General features: G+C 66.9%; 17 protein-coding genes. 8 read left to right on the forward strand and 9 right to left on the reverse strand.

The window, feature by feature from the left end; translation table 11 throughout:
- Positions 1-46: 46 nt before the first annotated feature.
- Both sdhA and NYF13_RS01515 read left to right on the forward strand, forming a co-directional pair.
- On the forward strand, positions 47-1,801 hold the full coding sequence (sdhA, locus tag NYF13_RS01510) for a succinate dehydrogenase flavoprotein subunit (protein ID WP_315653678.1): 1,755 nt from the start codon (positions 47-49) through the stop codon (positions 1,799-1,801).
- Entirely contained in the window at positions 1,801-2,574 is a 774-nt protein-coding gene (locus NYF13_RS01515; protein WP_315653679.1) for a succinate dehydrogenase iron-sulfur subunit, read from the forward strand. Before sdhA ends, NYF13_RS01515 begins: the two co-directional genes overlap by 1 nt.
- 62 nt (positions 2,575-2,636) lie before the next feature.
- Here the strand turns inward: NYF13_RS01515 and NYF13_RS01520 are convergent, their stop codons facing one another.
- Both NYF13_RS01520 and NYF13_RS01525 read right to left on the reverse strand, forming a co-directional pair.
- Positions 2,637-4,043: a S8 family serine peptidase gene (locus tag NYF13_RS01520; RefSeq protein WP_315653680.1), complete on the reverse strand. Its 1,407-nt coding sequence runs from the start codon at positions 4,041-4,043 to the stop codon at positions 2,637-2,639.
- 78 nt (positions 4,044-4,121) lie between these two features.
- Positions 4,122-4,373 (reverse strand): SCO4848 family membrane protein, encoded by a 252-nt coding sequence (locus tag NYF13_RS01525; protein ID WP_315653681.1) that lies wholly within the window; start codon positions 4,371-4,373, stop codon positions 4,122-4,124.
- 42 nt (positions 4,374-4,415) lie between these two features.
- Between NYF13_RS01525 and NYF13_RS01530 the strand changes: the two genes are divergently transcribed.
- Positions 4,416-5,687: a peptidase M15 gene (locus NYF13_RS01530; protein WP_315653682.1), complete on the forward strand. Its 1,272-nt coding sequence runs from the start codon at positions 4,416-4,418 to the stop codon at positions 5,685-5,687.
- On the opposite strand, the gene yhjD is transcribed toward NYF13_RS01530, so the two are convergent.
- From yhjD to NYF13_RS01545, 3 genes are all read right to left on the reverse strand, one after another.
- On the reverse strand, positions 5,684-6,697 hold the full coding sequence (yhjD, locus tag NYF13_RS01535) for an inner membrane protein YhjD (RefSeq protein WP_315653683.1): 1,014 nt from the start codon (positions 6,695-6,697) through the stop codon (positions 5,684-5,686). The two genes, NYF13_RS01530 and yhjD, sit on opposite strands and share 4 nt — an antisense overlap.
- Positions 6,698-6,931: 234 nt before the next feature.
- Positions 6,932-7,954 carry a tryptophan--tRNA ligase gene (gene trpS / locus NYF13_RS01540; protein WP_315653684.1) on the reverse strand — a complete coding sequence of 341 codons (1,023 nt, stop codon included), beginning with the start codon at positions 7,952-7,954 and terminating at the stop codon, positions 6,932-6,934.
- Positions 7,955-8,183: 229 nt separating this feature from the next.
- The gene (locus tag NYF13_RS01545; RefSeq protein WP_315653685.1) at positions 8,184-8,492 is read right to left on the reverse strand and encodes a hypothetical protein; all 309 of its coding nucleotides are present in this window, start codon (positions 8,490-8,492) and stop codon (positions 8,184-8,186) included.
- Between the two features lie 586 nt (positions 8,493-9,078).
- Here NYF13_RS01545 and NYF13_RS01550 point away from each other — a divergent pair.
- The gene (locus tag NYF13_RS01550; protein ID WP_315653686.1) at positions 9,079-9,831 is read left to right on the forward strand and encodes a chitinase; all 753 of its coding nucleotides are present in this window, start codon (positions 9,079-9,081) and stop codon (positions 9,829-9,831) included.
- A gap of 69 nt (positions 9,832-9,900) precedes the next feature.
- Here NYF13_RS01550 and NYF13_RS01555 read toward each other — a convergent pair whose 3' ends face one another.
- The 3 genes from NYF13_RS01555 to NYF13_RS01565 all read right to left on the reverse strand — a co-directional run bounded on the left by NYF13_RS01555 (position 9,901) and on the right by NYF13_RS01565 (position 12,506).
- Positions 9,901-10,710, reverse strand: a complete 810-nt coding sequence (locus NYF13_RS01555) for an exodeoxyribonuclease III (protein ID WP_315653687.1) — start codon at positions 10,708-10,710, stop codon at positions 9,901-9,903.
- Positions 10,711-10,783: 73 nt separating this feature from the next.
- A complete protein-coding gene (locus tag NYF13_RS01560; protein ID WP_315653688.1) occupies positions 10,784-11,092 on the reverse strand; it encodes an SH3 domain-containing protein in 309 nt (102 codons plus the stop codon).
- Positions 11,093-11,282: 190 nt separating this feature from the next.
- The gene (locus tag NYF13_RS01565) at positions 11,283-12,506 is read right to left on the reverse strand and encodes an NADP-dependent isocitrate dehydrogenase (RefSeq protein WP_315653689.1); all 1,224 of its coding nucleotides are present in this window, start codon (positions 12,504-12,506) and stop codon (positions 11,283-11,285) included.
- A gap of 229 nt (positions 12,507-12,735) precedes the next feature.
- Here NYF13_RS01565 and NYF13_RS01570 point away from each other — a divergent pair, with 229 nt between their 5' ends.
- Both NYF13_RS01570 and NYF13_RS01575 read left to right on the forward strand, forming a co-directional pair.
- Positions 12,736-13,206: a hypothetical protein gene (locus NYF13_RS01570; protein WP_315653690.1), complete on the forward strand. Its 471-nt coding sequence runs from the start codon at positions 12,736-12,738 to the stop codon at positions 13,204-13,206.
- 29 nt (positions 13,207-13,235) lie between these two features.
- The gene (locus NYF13_RS01575; RefSeq protein ID WP_315653691.1) at positions 13,236-13,598 is read left to right on the forward strand and encodes a DUF2203 domain-containing protein; all 363 of its coding nucleotides are present in this window, start codon (positions 13,236-13,238) and stop codon (positions 13,596-13,598) included.
- Between the two features lie 119 nt (positions 13,599-13,717).
- Here the strand turns inward: NYF13_RS01575 and NYF13_RS01580 are convergent, their stop codons facing one another.
- Positions 13,718-14,299, reverse strand: coding sequence for an HhH-GPD-type base excision DNA repair protein (locus tag NYF13_RS01580; protein ID WP_315653692.1), 582 nt, complete (start codon positions 14,297-14,299; stop codon positions 13,718-13,720).
- Positions 14,300-14,457: 158 nt separating this feature from the next.
- Here NYF13_RS01580 and NYF13_RS01585 point away from each other — a divergent pair, with 158 nt between their 5' ends.
- Both NYF13_RS01585 and NYF13_RS01590 read left to right on the forward strand, forming a co-directional pair.
- A complete protein-coding gene (locus tag NYF13_RS01585; protein WP_315653693.1) occupies positions 14,458-15,576 on the forward strand; it encodes a DUF262 domain-containing protein in 1,119 nt (372 codons plus the stop codon).
- Positions 15,546-16,316: an MAE_28990/MAE_18760 family HEPN-like nuclease gene (locus NYF13_RS01590; RefSeq protein ID WP_315653694.1), complete on the forward strand. Its 771-nt coding sequence runs from the start codon at positions 15,546-15,548 to the stop codon at positions 16,314-16,316. The genes NYF13_RS01585 and NYF13_RS01590 overlap by 31 nt, the downstream gene beginning before the upstream one ends.
- The last annotated feature ends 230 nt before the right edge of the window (positions 16,317-16,546 follow it).

Below are 16,546 nucleotides of genomic sequence, written 5' to 3' on the forward strand. Positions count from 1 at the left end.
GCGCACCCACCACCGCGCACATCCGAGAACAAGCGGAGTCTTTCCCATGCAGTTCCACAAGTACGACGTGGTGATCGTCGGCGCCGGCGGCGCCGGCATGCGCGCGGCCATCGAATCCGGCCAGCGCGCCCGCACCGCGGTCCTCACCAAGCTGTACCCGACCCGGTCCCACACCGGCGCGGCCCAGGGCGGCATGTGCGCCGCGCTGGCCAACGTCGAAGAGGACAACTGGGAGTGGCACACCTTCGACACCGTCAAGGGCGGTGACTACCTGGTCGACCAGGACGCGGCCGAGATCATGGCCAAGGAGGCCATCGACGCCGTCCTCGACCTGGAGAAGATGGGCCTGCCGTTCAACCGCACGCCCGAGGGCAAGATCGACCAGCGCCGCTTCGGCGGGCACACCCGGGACCACGGCAAGGCCGCCGTCCGCCGGGCCTGCTACGCCGCGGACCGCACCGGCCACATGATCCTGCAGACGCTGTACCAGAACTGCGTCAAGTACGGCACCGAGTTCTTCAACGAGTTCTACGTGCTCGACCTGGTCACCAGCGAGGACGAGCACGGCAACCCGGTCGCCTCCGGCGTCGTGGCCTACGAGCTGGCCACCGGCGAGCTGCACGTGTTCCAGGCCAAGTCGATCGTGTTCGCCACCGGCGGCGCGGGCAAGATCTTCAAGACGACGTCGAACGCGCACACCCTCACCGGTGACGGTCTCGGCATCATCTTCCGCAAGGGCCTGCCGCTGGAGGACATGGAGTTCTTCCAGTTCCACCCGACCGGCCTGGCCGGGCTCGGCATCCTCATCTCCGAGGCCGTGCGCGGGGAAGGCGGCATCCTGCGCAACGCCGACGGCGAGCGCTTCATGGAGCGTTACGCGCCGACGATCAAGGACCTCGCGCCGCGCGACATCGTGGCCCGCTCGATGGTCCAGGAGGTGCTGCAGGGCCGCGGCTGCGGGCCGAACAAGGACTACGTGGTCCTCGACGTGACCCACCTCCCGGTCGAGGTGCTGGAGACCAAGCTCCCGGACATCACCGAGTTCTCGCGCACCTACCTGGGCGTCGACCCGGTCAAGGAGCCGGTGCCGGTGTTCCCGACCTGCCACTACGTGATGGGCGGCATCCCGACCAACATCCACGGCGAGGCCCTGCGCGACAACGACAACGTGATCCCGGGCCTGTACGCGGCCGGCGAGGTCGCCTGCGTCTCGGTGCACGGCTCGAACCGCCTGGGCACCAACTCGCTGCTGGACATCAACGTGTTCGGCCGCCGGGCGGGCATCGCCGCGGCGGAGTACGCGCTCGCCCACGAGCACGTCGAGCTGCCGGAGATCCCGGCCAAGCTGGTCGAGGACCAGCTCGAGCTGCTGCTTTCGGACCACGGTGACGAGCGCGTCGCCGACATCCGCAAGGAGATGCAGCAGACGATGGACTCGCACGCCTCGGTGTACCGCACCGAGGACACGCTCAAGCAGGCGCTGACCGACATCCAGGCGCTCAAGGAGCGCTACACCCGGATCACCGTGTCGGACAAGGGCAAGCGGTACAACACCGACCTGCTGGAGGCCGTCGAGCTCGGTTTCCTGCTGGAGCTGGCCGAGGTCCTGATCGTCGGCGCCATCGCGCGCAAGGAGTCCCGCGGCGGCCACGCCCGCGAGGACTACCCGACCCGCGACGACACGAACTTCATGCGGCACACCATGGCCTACAAGCAGGGCGAGGGGCTCTCGGCCGACATCCGGCTCGACTACAAGCCGGTGACCTTCACCCGCTACGAACCGATGGAGCGGAAGTACTGATGACGACGGCAACCCCCGAGGCCCCCTCGTCCGAGGCCGCCGAAGCGCACGCGCCGATCACGGTCACGCTGAAGATCCAGCGGTTCAACCCGGAGGTCGACTCCGAGCCGCACTGGGAGACCTACGACGTCCCGGCGCAGCGCACGGACCGGCTGCTGAACCTGCTGTTCTACGTCAAGGACTACATCGACGGCACGTTCTCCTTCCGCCGCTCCTGCGCCCACGGCGTGTGCGGCTCGGACGCGATGCAGATCAACGGCATCAACCGGCTGGCCTGCAAGGTCCTGATGAAGGACCTGCTGGAGACCGGCGGCAAGAAGACGGTCATCTCGATCGCGCCGATCAAGGGCCTGACCACCCTGAAGGACCTCTATGTCGACATGGACCCGTTCTTCGAGGCCTACCGCTCGATCAAGCCCTACCTGATCACCTACGGCAACGAGCCGTCCCGCGAGCGCATCCAGTCCCAGGCCGACCGCGACCGCTTCGACGACACCACCAAGTGCATCCTGTGCGCCTGCTGCACCTCGTCCTGCCCGGTCTACTGGAACGACGGCTCGTACTTCGGCCCGGCCGCGATCGTCAACGCGCACCGCTTCATCTTCGACTCCCGCGACGACGGCGCCGAAGAACGCCTCGACATCCTGAACGACGGCGAAGGGGTCTGGCGCTGCCGCACCACCTTCAACTGCACCGACGCCTGCCCCCGCGGCATCCAGGTGACGAAGGCGATCCAGGAAGTCAAGCGCGCCCTGCTGTTCAAGCGCATCTGAGGTCGGCCCCCGCCGGCCGGAACGAAGGCCCTCGCCCGGCTCCCGGGCGAGGGCCTTCGTCGTCACCGGACCGCGTCGAGCGCGTTCACCAGCCCGTGCCCGTAGTAGGAGTTGTCCCGGGCCGGGCCCGAGCACTCCGTGACGTCGCAGGCCACCGGGTCGGCCTGGCCCTCCAGCAGGGCGGTCAGCAGGCGGGGCGAGGCGAACGGGTGGCGCGAGGCCAGCAGAGCGGCCACGCCCGCCACGTGCGGGGAGGCCATCGAGGTGCCGCACTTGGTCCCGTACCGGCCGCCGAAGACCGTGGTCGAGAGGGTGCAGCCCTGGCCCTGGCCGGCGGGCGGGACCTGCGTGTAGTCACCGCCCGGGGCGGTGACCGAGACGGCGCCGAAGTTCGAGAACGAGGACTTCGTGCCCGCGTAGCCGACCGAAGAGACCGTGACCACGCCGTCGATCGCCTTCGGCAGGATGCCGCAGGAGGAGTCGACCGGGTGCGGGCGGATGGGGTCGGTGGTCTGCTTGGTGACGTCGAAGCCGCTGTTGCCCGCCGCCGCCACGTTCAGCACGCCGCGGTGGGTCGAGTAGACCACGGCGCGCCGGACCGCCTCGTACGCGGCCGAATCCCCCGGCTCGCGCGAGCAGTAGAACATGCCCGGGTCGATGAAGTAGCTGTTGTTCGTCACGCGGAAGCCGTGCTGCGCCGCCCAGACGAAACCGCACACGGCGGCCTCCGGGAAGATGAAACCGCCGTCGTCGACCACCTTCACCGACGCCAGCCGCACGCCCGGGGCGATGCCCGTGAAGCCGCGCGCCGTGTCCTTGCCCGCGATGGTGCCGGCGACGTGCGTGCCGTGATCGGAGTTGGTCGGCGCCCAGGACGCCGGTGTCCGGTCCGGCGCACCGGTCACGCAGCCCACCGACGCACGCGCGTCCACGGCCTTCGCCAGCGCCGGGTGCGTCGCGTCGATGCCGGAGTCCAGCACGCCGACGGTGACCGACCGCGAGCCCGGGTTCACCTTGTTCGCCTCGGGCGCGTGGATCGCGCGCATGTCCCACTGCTGAGCTGAAAGGTCTTCGTCCTCGGCCACGCTCTGCGTCGCCTCGACCTGCCGGACGGCGGAGCGCGACGAGACCTTCGCGGCCTGCGAGGCCACGTCCTTCCCGCCCGAGTAGGCCCGGTCGACCCCGATCCGCTGCGCGAAGTCCGCGTTGCGGGAACTGGCTACGGCGACGCCGATCTCCGGGTAGTACGCCACCTTGGTGCCGCACTTCGCCTTCAGCTCGGCGTTGACGAAGAACTGCGGCAAACCCGGCTGGTACAGCACCACGTAGCTGTACGGCGTGCTCGTGGTGTCACAGGCGACGGCCGGGGCGGCCGGCGCGGCCGAGGCGACGGCACCCGGCACGGCCAGGCTTCCGGCGACGACGGACGCCAGGGCCACGGGCCCGAGCAATCGACGTAAACGGGACATTCCCACCTCCATGGTCGGTGGCGAGAACGTTAGGCAGCCCGCGGGCCCACCGCCACCGACCAAAGGAGCGTCACCGGATCAGGTGTTGGTGCCCGCGCGCTCCCCGGCCGTCGCGCGGACCGCGCGCCAGCCCAGCCCGCCGATGATCGTGCCGAGCACGAAGGAGACGACGGTCAGCACGGCGTGCACGATGAAGTACGCGGTGGGCGAACCGTCCGCTGACCAGGACTGATCGCTGGCCCAGAGGTTCTTCGCGAACGTGATCCAGATGATCCAGGACCACACCCCGAAGGCCAGCAGGAACCACGCGGTACCTCGAGTGATGCGCATGTCCCGAGTATGCCGCCGGGCCCGCCGGGCTAGATTGCTCGGGTGTTCTGCGCTGCCCCCCGGTCACTCCGGCTCCTCGTCGCGACGCTCGCCGTCGGCGTCCTGCCCGCCCTCGCCCCGCCGGTGGCCGGTGCGGCCCCGGTGGCCGGTGCGAGCCCGCAGTCCGGCCGGTCCGCGCAGGCCCCGCCGTGCGCGGCCGCCGCCGCTCCGCCGGCCGCGGTGGACACGTCCGAGAAACCGGCCCCCGGCCAGTCCGTGCCGCCGCCCCTGCCGGTGCCGGCCCAGCCCGTCGGCGGCCCGCTGCTGGGTGGCTGCGCCACGATCCTGCCGCCCGGCGCGCCGCCGCTGCCCGCCGGGGACACCGCGGCGTCGTGGGTGGTGCAGAACCTCGACACCGGTGACGTCGTCGCGGCGAAGGACCCCCACGCGCGCGAGCGGCCGGCCTCGCTGATCAAGACCCTGCTGGCACTGGTGGTGGTCACCGAGCTGAAGCCGGACCAGATCGTGGTCCCCACCAAGGAGGACGCCGAGCAGGAGTGCACCTGCGTCGGCATCTCCGCGGGCGCGCCCTACACCGTCGACCAGCTGCTGCACGGGCTGCTGATGCACTCCGGCAACGACGTCGCGCACGCGTTCGCGACCGCGCTCGGCGGGGTGGACGTGGCCGTCGGGAAGATGAACCGGCTGGCCGCGCGCATCGGCGCCACGGACACCCGCGCGGCCACGCCGTCGGGCCTCGACGGTCCGGGCATGTCGACCTCGGCCTACGACCTGAGCCTGATCTTCCACTACGCGATGAAGCAGCAGGAGTTCGCGCAGGCCGTCGCCACGAAGGCGTACACCATCCCGGCGACCGGCGGAAAGCCGCCGATCCCGGTGTTCAACGACAACAAGCTGCTCGGTTCCTACCCCGGCTTCCTCGGCGGCAAGACCGGCTTCACCAACGACGCCCGGCACACCTACGTCGGCGCCGCCGAGCGCGACGGGCACCGGCTGGCCGTGGTGATGATGCGGGCCGAGCAGCGGCCCACGCTCGTCGTCGCGCAGGCGGGCCACCTGCTCGACTACAGCTTCGCGCTGGTGGACGCGCACGCGCCGCCAGTCGGGCGGATCGCCTACGAAGCCCTCGTCGCCACCGCCCCGCCGGGCGCGCCGCCGCTGAACGTCGCGCCCGCCGCGGCGGCGAAGCCGGCCCCGGCCAAACCGGACCCGTTCGGCACCACCGGCTGGATCCTGACGCTGGTCGTGGCCGTGATCATCGTGGTCGGCTTCACCCTCCGCCACCGGCTCCGCCGGCAGCGGGACGCCGCTTAGGGGCGCCGCCGGCCCAGCCAGCCCAGCAGCGCTCCGGCGCTGAAGACCCCGGCGGCGGCCCCCAGGCCGAACCCGTGCTGGACGGTCACCTGCGGCTCCAGCCGCACCGGCGGCGGGGGCGCCACCACCCGGCGCTGGTTCTCGGCCGCCGTCGCCGTCCACGCGGTGACGAACAGCAGGAACCGCGAGACCAGGTTGGCGAAGACCAGCAGCCCGATCACCGGCCCGAACAGCGCGGCCGACGGTGATTTCGTCACGCTGGCCAGGTAGTACGAACCGGCCTGCTGAAGCACCACGAACCCCACGGCGGCGAGGATCGCGCCCTTCACGGCACTGCGCAGCGCCACCTGTTCGCGGGGCAGGCGCGCGATGACCCAGAGGAAGACCAGGGTGTTCGCGATCAGGCCCAGCACGATCGTCGCGCCCTTCAGCAGGTAGAGGGCCCAGCTCTGGTCCTGCAGGCCGACCAGCTCCAGCAGCAGTTTCCCGACGCCGCTGCCCGCGGCCGTGATCGCGAACGACACGATCAGCGCGAGACCGAGCCCGAGCAGGGACAGCAGGTCCTTGAGGGTGGTGCTGACCAACGGTTGCTGCTGCTTCTCCTGGCCCCACTGGGCGGTCAGCGCGTCCCGCAGGTTCGCCATCCAGCCGACACCGGAGTACGCGGCGATCACCAGGCCGACGATCCCGATGCCGCTGCCGGACTTGATCGCCGCATCGGTGATGCTCTTGACCAGGCTCTGCAGGCCGCCGGGCACGGAGTTGTTGATCCCCTCGGTGATCCTGGCGATCACCGCCTGGTCGCCGCCGACGGCGATGCCGACGACCGCGAAGGCGACCATCAGGATCGGGATCACCGACAGCACGCTGAAGTAGGTGATCGCCGCGGCGTAGTGATTGCCGTAGTTCTCGCTGAAAGAGTCATTGGCGCGGATCACGTGATCCAGCCATGGGTACTTCCGCCGCAGCCGGGGCAGCAGCTTTTCCTTCTCGCCTGTCTCTTTCGCCACTGGATGACGCTAACCACGCGGGTGTCACCCCGCAACGCGAGCGGGTATCAGCGGGTCAGTCGAGACCGGATGGGAACGCACGGTAGGCGTCTTCCACCCGTCCGGCGGACACGGGCCCCACTTCTGCGCAAGTCCGAACTTCGAGCAGTGACGCGAGCGGGCGCTCGTCCGCAAACCGGGTCGCCAGTGCCGACTTACCGACAGCCGGCTGCGGCGCTGAGCGCGATCAGCCGCTTAGCGGACCGGCGGAAGGAAGCCGATGCGCTCGTACACCGTCGAGAGGGTGGCGGCGGCGACCTCGCGGGCGCGCTGGGCCCCGGCGGCCAGGACCTGGTCCAGCTCGGCGATGTCGTCCAGATAGGACTGAACCCGCTCCTGCACCGGGGTCACCCACTCGACCAGCACCTCGGCGAGATCCTTCTTGAGGTCGCCGTAGCCCTTGCCGTCGTAGGCCGCCTCGAGTTCGGCGATCGTGCGTTCGGTGAGGGCGGAGTAGATGGTGAGCAGGTTCGAGACGCCGGCCTTGTGCTCGGCGTCGAAGCGGACCTCACGGCCGGTGTCGGTGACGGCGGAGCGGATCTTCTTCGCCGAGCGCTTCGGGTCTTCGAGCAGCTCGACCAGTCCGTTGGCCGTGGACGCGGACTTGCTCATCTTCGCCGTCGGGTCCTGCAGGTCGTAGATCTTCGCGGTGTCCTTGACGATGTGCGGCTCCGGCACGGTGAACGTCCGGCCGAGCCGGTTGTTGAAGCGCTGCGCGAGGTTGCGCGTGAGCTCCAGGTGCTGCCGCTGGTCTTCGCCGACGGGCACCGCGTTCGCCTGGTAGAGCAGGATGTCCGCGGCCTGCAGGATCGGGTAGGTGAACAGCCCGACGCTGGCGCGGTCGGTGCCCTGCTTGGCCGACTTGTCCTTGAACTGCGTCATCCGGCCGGCCTCGCCGAAGCCGGTCTGGCACTCCAGCACCCAGCTCAGCTGGGCGTGCTCGGGCACGTGGCTCTGCACGAACAGCGCGCTCCGCCCGGGGTCGACCCCGATGGCGAGCAACTGGGCGGCCGAGCGCCGGGTGCGTTCGAGCAGGATCTTCGGGTCCTGCTCGACGGTGATCGCGTGCAGGTCGACGACGCAGTAGAAGGTCTCGTGCGTGTCCTGCAGCCGCACCCACTGGCGCAGCGCGCCGAGGTAGTTGCCGAGGTGGAACGAGTCGGCAGTCGGCTGGATCCCGGAAAGCACCCGCAGGGGCCCGGTCTGTTCGTCGGACACGGGTGGATTGTTCCAGGTGGCGCTCGGCCGGTTTCCCCCGGCCTGGGCCGCCTACCCGGCGCAGCGGCGGTTCACGGAGAGCCATCGGCGGGACCTCGAGCGGAAGGCGTTGCCCTTCACACCGGTCACCTCTGCCGGACTGGACGTTCCGGCGCGGGCCGGGCCATTCGGCCACTTCGGCACCAAGGGTCGGCTGGTACGGACCGGTGCCAGGGCCGCCGGGGCGGCGTCAGGGCCGGCGAAGCGGGGCGAGCGGCCGGGTCGGCTCCTCGCCTTCCGTCCGGGGCTGCACCACCGGAGCAGCCGCCGCCGCGGCACGGGCCTTGCGCCGCTGACGCACCACGCCGAACGTCATGCCGACGATCCCGAGGGCCACGGCGACCAAGCCGACCGGCCCGAGCATGCCGAAGTCCGTGGGCGCGGTCTCCGCCCGCGCCACCCCGTCGTCGGCGAAGGCAACGCTGCTCCCGGCGAGCAGCCATGCCGCCGGAAGGGCGAGCACCGCGACCACCCGGACCGAGCGCAGGGTGGGCCGCATCAGGAAATGACCTGGGTAACGCACCGGAGTGCCTCCCGCGAAGTGACTGTGCCTGGCGAGAACTCTCACCCGTAAGGATGAGCTGCTGCTGAAAAAACTACCGAGTGTGTCAAGACCTGCCGGTTTTGATCAACTCGGGCGCCGAGACTAGCGGCCATCCGTGGCCGTGCCGGGACCACCCCCCGGCAGGCCGGTGTTGTCCATGGTCAGCGCTCCGTGACCACTCGAACACCACCAGCCCCACGCTCCCCAGTCCCGTGCGCCCCGAACCATGCTCCCGGGCCTACGTTCCCCGGGTCTCCGGTCCCCAGGGCCTGCGTTCCCGGGCACCAGCCCAAGCCATCGCCCGGCGCCGAGCCCGGCCGCATTCAAGCGCGCCACGGTCGTGTCCCGGCCATCGGGAATCCGAACGATGTCACCCACACGGCGGCAGCGGTCTTACTCTCGGCAAATTTTTCACCAAATTCACTGGTCTCATCGCGGCTTTTTTACCGCTGCTCGCGGTCCGCCCTGTTCACTTGACCGTGATTGGTCTATACCTCTGTGGTGTAGACCACCTGAGGGGGCCCGACCAAGGGAGCTGACGATGTCTCTACGAAGGATTCTCAAGGCCGTGGGTATCGCGGCGGCCGCGTTCGCCGCCACCGCGGCGGTGGTCGTCCCCGGCTCGACGGCGGTCGCGGCGCCCGGTGGCAGCGGTGCGATTTCCTCGCCGAACGCCGGTTTCGTCGTCAGCGAGGACCAGTTCAACCAGATGTTCCCGGGGCGGAACTCGTTCTACACCTACGGAGGGCTGACGGCCGCGCTCGACGCTTACCCCGGGTTCGCCAACACCGGCAGTGACACGGTGAAGAAGCAGGAGGCGGCGGCGTTCCTGGCCAACGTCAGCCACGAGACCGGCGGCCTCGTCTACATCGTCGAGCAGAACACCTCGAACTACCCGCACTACTGCGACACGAGCCAGTCCTACGGCTGTCCGGCCGGCACCGCCGCGTACTACGGGCGCGGCCCGATCCAGCTGAGCTGGAACTTCAACTACAAGGCCGCCGGTGACGCGCTCGGGATCGACCTGCTGAACAACCCGTACCTGGTCGAGCGGGACGCGGCCGTCTCGTGGAAGACCGGGCTCTGGTACTGGAACACCCAGAGCGGCCCCGGCACCATGACCCCGCACGACGCGATGGTCAACGGGCGCGGTTTCGGGGAGACGATCCGCAGCATCAACGGCTCCATCGAGTGCAACGGCGGCAACCCGGCCCAGGTGCAGAGCCGGATCGACGCCTACCAGAAGATCACCGGCATCCTGGGCGTGGACCCGGGCGGCAACCTCAGCTGCTGACGCTCGAGCGCCGGTGGAAGGTCCCCTCCGCAGCGGCGGAGGGGACCTTTTCCTTTCGTGTCAACGAAATCACCGGGAGAACGGGTAGTCGTAGACGGCCGTGACCGGCGCGTGGTCGGACCAGCGCCGGTCGTGGCTCGCGGCGCGTTCGACGACCACGGAGCGGACCTGGCCGGCCAGGCCCGGGGTCGCGAGCTGAAGGTCGATGCGCCAGCCCGAATCGTTGTCGAAGGCCTGTCCGCGGTAGGACCACCAGGTGTACGGGCCGGGACCCTCCGGGTCGACGCGCCGCTGGACGTCCAGGTAGCCCGCCTCCTCGTAGACGCGTCCGAGCCAGGCGCGCTCCCCGGGGAGGAAGCCGGAGGATTTCTGGTTGCCGCGCCAGTTCTTGAGGTCGACGGTGTCGTAGGCGATGTTCCAGTCGCCCGTGACCACCACCTCGCGCCCGGCGGCGGCGGACTTCGCGCGCAGCTCGACGAGGTAGGGCAGGAAGGCCGCCATGAAGCGTTCCTTCTCGTCCTGCCGCTCGGTGCCGACGTCGCCACTCGGCAGGTACAGGCTCGCGACGACCACCCCGGGCAGGTGCATTTCGAGGTAGCGCCCGCTCTTCTCGAACTCGGGCTCACCGAACCCGATGCGCACCTCTTCGGGCTCGACGCGGCTGTACAGCGCGACGCCGCTACGCCCCTTCACCGAAGAGGGCGCGTGCACCGCGAACCACCCCTCCGGCGACACCACGGACGCCGGCAACTGCGAAGCCTCGGCCCGCACCTCCTGGCAGGCGACGACATCGGCCTTCGTGGTGGCAAGCCACTCGACGAAGCCCTTCTTCACGGCGGCCCGGAGGCCGTTGACATTCACGGTCGAGACGGTCAGCACGGGGCGAACGGTACCTCGCGGGTACGACACTCTTGCGCGACGTCGGCGCCGGGGGCGGGAAGACCGGCCACCTTCAGCACTTCGACCCGGCCATCGGCTTCACGAAATCGCCCGCCACCCACTTGTCGTCGGCGATCTTGCGGAAGCCGTTCTGGACCACCGGCTGGGCGTCGAACTCGGCGCCGTTGAGGTACTTGCCGACGACCTTGCCGCTGCCTTCCGGGGTTTCTCGGGCGTTGAGCACGTCGGCGGTCACGGAGACCTTGCAGCCGGTCGCGGAGCCCTGGGCGTCGGCCCGGCCCTTCTGGTTCACCACGTAGACGACCACCACCGCGGCGATCACGGCGAGGATGATCAGGGTCTTCTTGGACAAGCCCAGCATGCCGGCCGCTCCTCCGTCACGGAAAGGGTGCCGGCCCAGGGTAGACACCGGGTGGGCCCGGCGGACAGGGCTCGGCGGCCAGACCACCCGGAGGCGCCAATCGCGTCAGCCGGGGTTGACTCTGCGTGCAGAACGGCCGGGGTACCTCGGAAGACTCCTCCGAGGTACCCCGGCCGGTCCGGGGAGAAGATCAGCCCTGCGCGATCTTCTTGGCCAGGTTCTCGTCCAGCGTGCCGAGGAACTCCTCGGTGGTCTGGAACGGCTGGTCCTTGCCGATCAGCAGCGCCAGGTCCTTGGTCATCCGGCCGCCCTCGACGGTGTCGATGACCACCTGCTCCAGCTTGTTCGCGAAGCCGACCAGCTCCGAGTTCGAGTCCAGCTTGCCGCGGTGCTCCAGGCCCCGGGTCCAGGCGTAGATCGACGCGATCGGGTTGGTCGAGGTCGGCTTGCCCTGCTGGTGCTGGCGGTAGTGCCGGGTCACCGTGCCGTGCGCGGCCTCGGCCTCCACGGTCCGGCCGTCCGGCGTGCGGAGCACCGACGTCATCAGGCCGAGCGAGCCGAAGCCCTGCGCGACCGTGTCGGACTGGACGTCACCGTCGTAGTTCTTGGTGGCCCAGACGTAGCCGCCCTCCCACTTGAGCGCCGCGGCGACCATGTCGTCGATCAGCCGGTGCTCGTAGGTGAGGCCCTTGGCGTCGAAGTCCGCCTTGTACTCGGCCTCGAAGACCTCCTGGAACACGTCCTTGAACATGCCGTCGTAGGCCTTGAGGATCGTGTTCTTGGTGGAGAGGTACACCGGGTAGCCGCGGTCGAGGCCGTACTGCAGCGACGCGCGCGCGAAGTCCTCGATCGACTTGCGGTAGTTGTACATCCCCATGGCGACGCCGCCGCCCTCGGGGAAGTTCGTGACCTCGAACTCCATCGGCGCGGAGCCGTCCTCGGGCGTGTAGGTCATGGTGACCTTGCCCGGGCCGGGGACCTTGAAGTCGGTGGCCTTGTACTGGTCGCCGTGGGCGTGGCGGCCGATGATGATCGGCTTGGTCCAGCCCGGCACCAGCCGCGGCACGTTCGACATGATGATCGGCTCGCGGAAGACCACGCCGCCGAGGATGTTGCGGATGGTCCCGTTCGGGCTCCGCCACATCTTCTTCAGGCCGAACTCCTCGACGCGGGCCTCGTCCGGGGTGATCGTCGCGCACTTGACGCCGACGCCGTGCTGCTTGATGGCGTTGGCCGCGTCGACCGTGATCTGGTCGTCGGTGCGGTCCCGCTCCTCGATGCCCAGGTCGTAGTAGTCCAGGTTGACGTCCAGGTACGGGTGGATCAGCTTGTCCTTGATGAACTGCCAGATGATGCGGGTCATCTCGTCGCCGTCGAGCTCGACGACGGTGCCCTGGACCTTGATCTTGGCCATGAGCAGCGGTGCTCCTTCCGCGGATCTTCGCGATACTTCTTCGACTCGTCGTAGCGGTACGAGCGTACTGCTTGACGGAGCTGGATGGTTCCAGAAGTGGTAGGCGTCAAGTCTCCACCAGGCTCCGGTGGCCCCGGTCACCGGGTTTACCCCGCGATCAGCGGATCGCGGAACCGGGTGATCTCGGAGACCATCCCCTCGGGCACTCATGTCACCGGGAGGTCACGCCATGTCGTACTCCGAGCCGTACCCCGCCCCGGCGGTCGCCGCCGAGCCGCACAGCCGGGCCGCGCCGCGCTGGCTCAGCGGTGTCCTCGGCCTGGTGCTGACGCCCGTCGCGCTCGGGCTGCTGAGCTACGGCGGGTTCCGCGCGCAGCCGAGCCCGCTGGGCGAGGTCGTCGCGGACCGCGACGCGCCGGGCGTCGCACTGCTGGCCGGCGGTGCGATCCTGCTGCTGGTCGTGGCCGCGCTCGGCGCGTGGTCTTCGACCGGTCCGCTGGCCGGCGGGCTGGTGTGGGGCGTGCTACCCGGCGTGATCGGGCTGGCCATGCCGCGGTGGGACCTCGACCTGCTGCGGTTGCTCCCGGACGAGCTGCGCGGCGGCGCGCTCCGGTGGCTGTTCTCCGGCGGCCTGATCGCGGCCGGATTCCTGCTGGTGGGCACCGGGCTGGCCGCGACCCTGGTGCGGCGGCGCCGGTGAGCGCCGGTCGCGGTGGGAGCATTTCGCGCATGGGACTGTTCACCGTGGCCGAGGCGCGCGCCGAGCTCGCCCGGCTGCGCCCCGTGCTCGACGAGCTGGTGCGGGTGCGCGCCGACGCCGCGGAGCTGGCCGCGTCACTGCGCCCGGGTGGTTTGGACACCGAACTCGGCGGCCTGCCCGAGTGGAAGGCTGCGCAGGCCCGGCTCGACGACCTGATGACCACGGTCCAGCTCACCGGCGCGGAGCTGAAGGGCTTCGCGCCGCTGCTGGTGGACTTCCCCGCGGAGCTCGACGGCGTGGACGTGCTGCTGTGCTGGCTGGAAGGCGACCGCGAGCTGTCCTGGTACCACCGCCTCGACCTCGGCTTCGCCGGACGGCGGCCGTTGAACTGACGACCCGGTCAGCGTTCGTGGTGCGCGCCGTGGCTCAGCGGTGAAAATGCACCTCACCGTGGCGACTGAGCATCGACCGCGCCCGAGTACTCCCGGACCTCGATCACCGGCCAGGTTCTTCAGCCCTCCTTGGCTGCGGCCTTCGCGGCCTTCTTGAACGCGCGAACCTCTCCCAGCGTCTTCGCGTCGACCACATCGGCGATCGAACGCCGAGAGCCGCGGTCGCCGTACGAGCCGGCGGCGGCGCGCCAGCCCTTCGGCTGCACGCCGTATTGCTTGCCCAGCAGGGCCAGGAAGATCTTGGCCTTCTGCTCGCCGTAACCGGGCAGGGCCTTGAGCCGCTCGAGCACCTCGGGACCGTCCGGCTTGGGCCGCCCGGAGGTCCAGATCGCCTCGGCGTCACCGTCGTAGTGCTCCACCACGAACTGGCACAGCGCCTGCACCCGGCGCCCCATCGAACCGCCGTACCGGTGGATCGCGGGCGGCGTGACGCACAGTTCGACGAACTGCCCGGGATCGGCCTCGGCGATCTTGCGCACGTCGAACCCGTCCATCCGGTCCGCGATCTTGCGCGGCCCGATGAACGCGACCTCCATGGCGATCTGCTGGTCCAGCAGCATCCCGACGAGCAACGCCATCGGGTCCTCGCTCAGCAAACGGTCGGCCTCGGCCTCACCGCTCAGGTGCACTTCACGCGTCATGGGCCCAGAATCCCACAAGTCGACTAGGTTGTCGTACCTGACGCTCAGAAGCCGCACATCGTTCGTACATTCAGAGAATGTTTCCATATTTCACTGGAGCAACCGCGCTCGGTGGGCTAGATTCGCGAATCCATGTCAGCGGAGATCAGGAGAGCAGCGTGCAAGAGGAAACCCTGTTCGGCGAAGACATCGACGACGAGGACGTAGACGACCAGTTGGACCCTTTGGAGATCAGCCAGGCAGAACGTCGCCTGGTGACACAACCTTACGATCTTTCACTAGCTACTCTTGTCGACGACATAGAACGCGATCGATTACTCCTTAATATCGAATATCAGAGAAAATACGTCTGGGACAGAGCGAAGGCCAGCAGGCTTATCGAAAGCTTTTTGATCAACATTCCCGTACCCGTCTGCTACTTCGCAGAGAACGAGGATGGAACCTACGAAGTCATTGACGGACTTCAACGAATAACAACTATTAAAATGTTTCTCAAAGACAAATTTCCCTTGCGTGGCGTATCCGTGTTGACCGAGCTGGAGGGGTTACATTTTTCAGAAATGTCACCCAAAGATCAGCGCCGCCTCCAGAACCGAACAGTTCGTTGCATTGTAATCACAGAGGACTCTCATCCGGACATCAAATTCGACGTATTTGAGCGTCTCAACACCGGCTCTGCCAGACTCGCGCACCAAGAGTTGAGAAACTGTATATACCGAGGAGAATTAAACACTTTCCTCAAGAGCCTTGCCGAAGAGAATTACTTCAAGAATATACTTGGTGGACTACGAAATCAGCGAATGGAGTACGCCGAGCTTGCCCTACGCTTCTTCGCACTTCGAAGCGATTTTGAATCATACAGACCACCGCTGCGGCAATTATTGAACACATATATGCGAGACCACCAAAAAGAGCAGCCGAGTACTGCAGACATTCTAATATTCAAAGAAACCTGTAAAACTGTTTCTAGGATATTCGGAGAAGAAGCATTCCGCTTACCCTCGAAGAGTTCGGGGAAACAACTGGGGGCATTCAATAAAGCGCTCTTCGACGCCATCATGCTTCCCCTTTCTTTTGCCGACCGCGCCAAAGTAATTCAAAAAGATGACGCAGTCAGGAAACTGAGAAACAATCTCATTGAAAACGAAGAATTCAGCACGGCGATCGGCAGAGCCACTGCGGACAAATCAAGAATGAAAACCAGAACTCATGCATTCTCCGATGGACTAAAGAAGATTGGAATCGAATGCGCATTACCGCAAATTCCAATCAAGTAAGCGCGGTTTCAGTGATAGAAAGTACTACAGAATCATTTAAAGAATTTATTGAGAGCATCCAAGAAGTGCGAGTTTTGCTTAATGCGGACAGGAAGCCAGCAACAACACTTCCCGAGCCTGGAAGGATGCATGACAGGCGAAGTCTTGAGAACGCTCTTTGTCGAGCATCCATGCTAATGCTTGTCGCACACTATGAAGGATTTGTAAAATCTATACTGACAGAGTTCATCGATGAGATCGCTAAAGCAAAACCGCCGTCCAGGCGACTACCGGACGCATTGCTGGAACTCTACACCAAAGAAAGAATACAAGAAATAGCAAGACTTGAAGAATCAACAGAACGAGTTACCAGAACGCGCAAACTATTTACAGGATACGCAGCTCTTTGGGACAGGGACAGGAGTATTGATCCGACCCTTTTACCTGCAAGGATACTAGCCAGACAGTTCACCAACGCAGGACCAGACTCGTTACGCCGAGTTCTTGATCTTATTGGCCAGTTCGAATCACTTGAAAAGATTCAGAGGCACGTATGCGCTAGCCCAGAGTACTTTAAAATCAACATACCAGACAAGTTAAAGGAAATTACTGAAAAAAGAAACAAAATAGCCCACGGAGATCTCGAAGAGAAGCCGACGTCACCAGAGGTATCCAAACATCTAGAATTCTTAATAAAAATCGCTTATGCGGTCGATCAACTGGTTAGAGAAAGAATAGATTACAGCTGTTCACTTCGTTAGAGCTGAGCACTGCACGAGCAAGCCGACCTGGTCGGGAGCCAGACCTGCAATGGGCCGCGTGGCTCAGCGTCCCGAGCGAGCGTGGCGTCCTGTGCTCGTAACCCACCGTCGGCAGGCCCGGGAACGAGGCCGAAACCGCCGCCACACCATTCTTCGCGGTGAAATTCGGAGACCCGCCGGGAAAGACCGCGGTGGGCGATCGCGGACAAGCCCGGCCCGCTCAGGAACAG

Source organism: Amycolatopsis sp. PS_44_ISF1 (assembly GCF_032335455.1).
Classification (GTDB): Bacteria; Actinomycetota; Actinomycetes; order Mycobacteriales; family Pseudonocardiaceae; genus Amycolatopsis.

Bases quoted from the DNA above. Each gene is read 5' to 3' on its own strand.
- NYF13_RS01570 (WP_315653690.1), top strand. From the start codon at position 12,736: ATGTCGTACTCCGAGCCGTACCCCGCCCCGGCGGTCGCCGCCGAGCCG.
- NYF13_RS01525 (WP_315653681.1), bottom strand. From the start codon at position 4,373: ATGCGCATCACTCGAGGTACCGCGTGGTTCCTGCTGGCCTTCGGGGTG.
- NYF13_RS01565 (WP_315653689.1), bottom strand. From the start codon at position 12,506: ATGGCCAAGATCAAGGTCCAGGGCACCGTCGTCGAGCTCGACGGCGAC.
- NYF13_RS01550 (WP_315653686.1), top strand. From the start codon at position 9,079: ATGTCTCTACGAAGGATTCTCAAGGCCGTGGGTATCGCGGCGGCCGCG.
- sdhA (WP_315653678.1), top strand. From the start codon at position 47: ATGCAGTTCCACAAGTACGACGTGGTGATCGTCGGCGCCGGCGGCGCC.
- NYF13_RS01515 (WP_315653679.1), top strand. From the start codon at position 1,801: ATGACGACGGCAACCCCCGAGGCCCCCTCGTCCGAGGCCGCCGAAGCG.
- NYF13_RS01580 (WP_315653692.1), bottom strand. From the start codon at position 14,299: ATGACGCGTGAAGTGCACCTGAGCGGTGAGGCCGAGGCCGACCGTTTG.
- NYF13_RS01520 (WP_315653680.1), bottom strand. From the start codon at position 4,043: ATGTCCCGTTTACGTCGATTGCTCGGGCCCGTGGCCCTGGCGTCCGTC.
- NYF13_RS01575 (WP_315653691.1), top strand. From the start codon at position 13,236: ATGGGACTGTTCACCGTGGCCGAGGCGCGCGCCGAGCTCGCCCGGCTG.
- NYF13_RS01560 (WP_315653688.1), bottom strand. From the start codon at position 11,092: ATGCTGGGCTTGTCCAAGAAGACCCTGATCATCCTCGCCGTGATCGCC.
- NYF13_RS01545 (WP_315653685.1), bottom strand. From the start codon at position 8,492: ATGCGGCCCACCCTGCGCTCGGTCCGGGTGGTCGCGGTGCTCGCCCTT.
- NYF13_RS01590 (WP_315653694.1), top strand. From the start codon at position 15,546: ATGCGCATTACCGCAAATTCCAATCAAGTAAGCGCGGTTTCAGTGATA.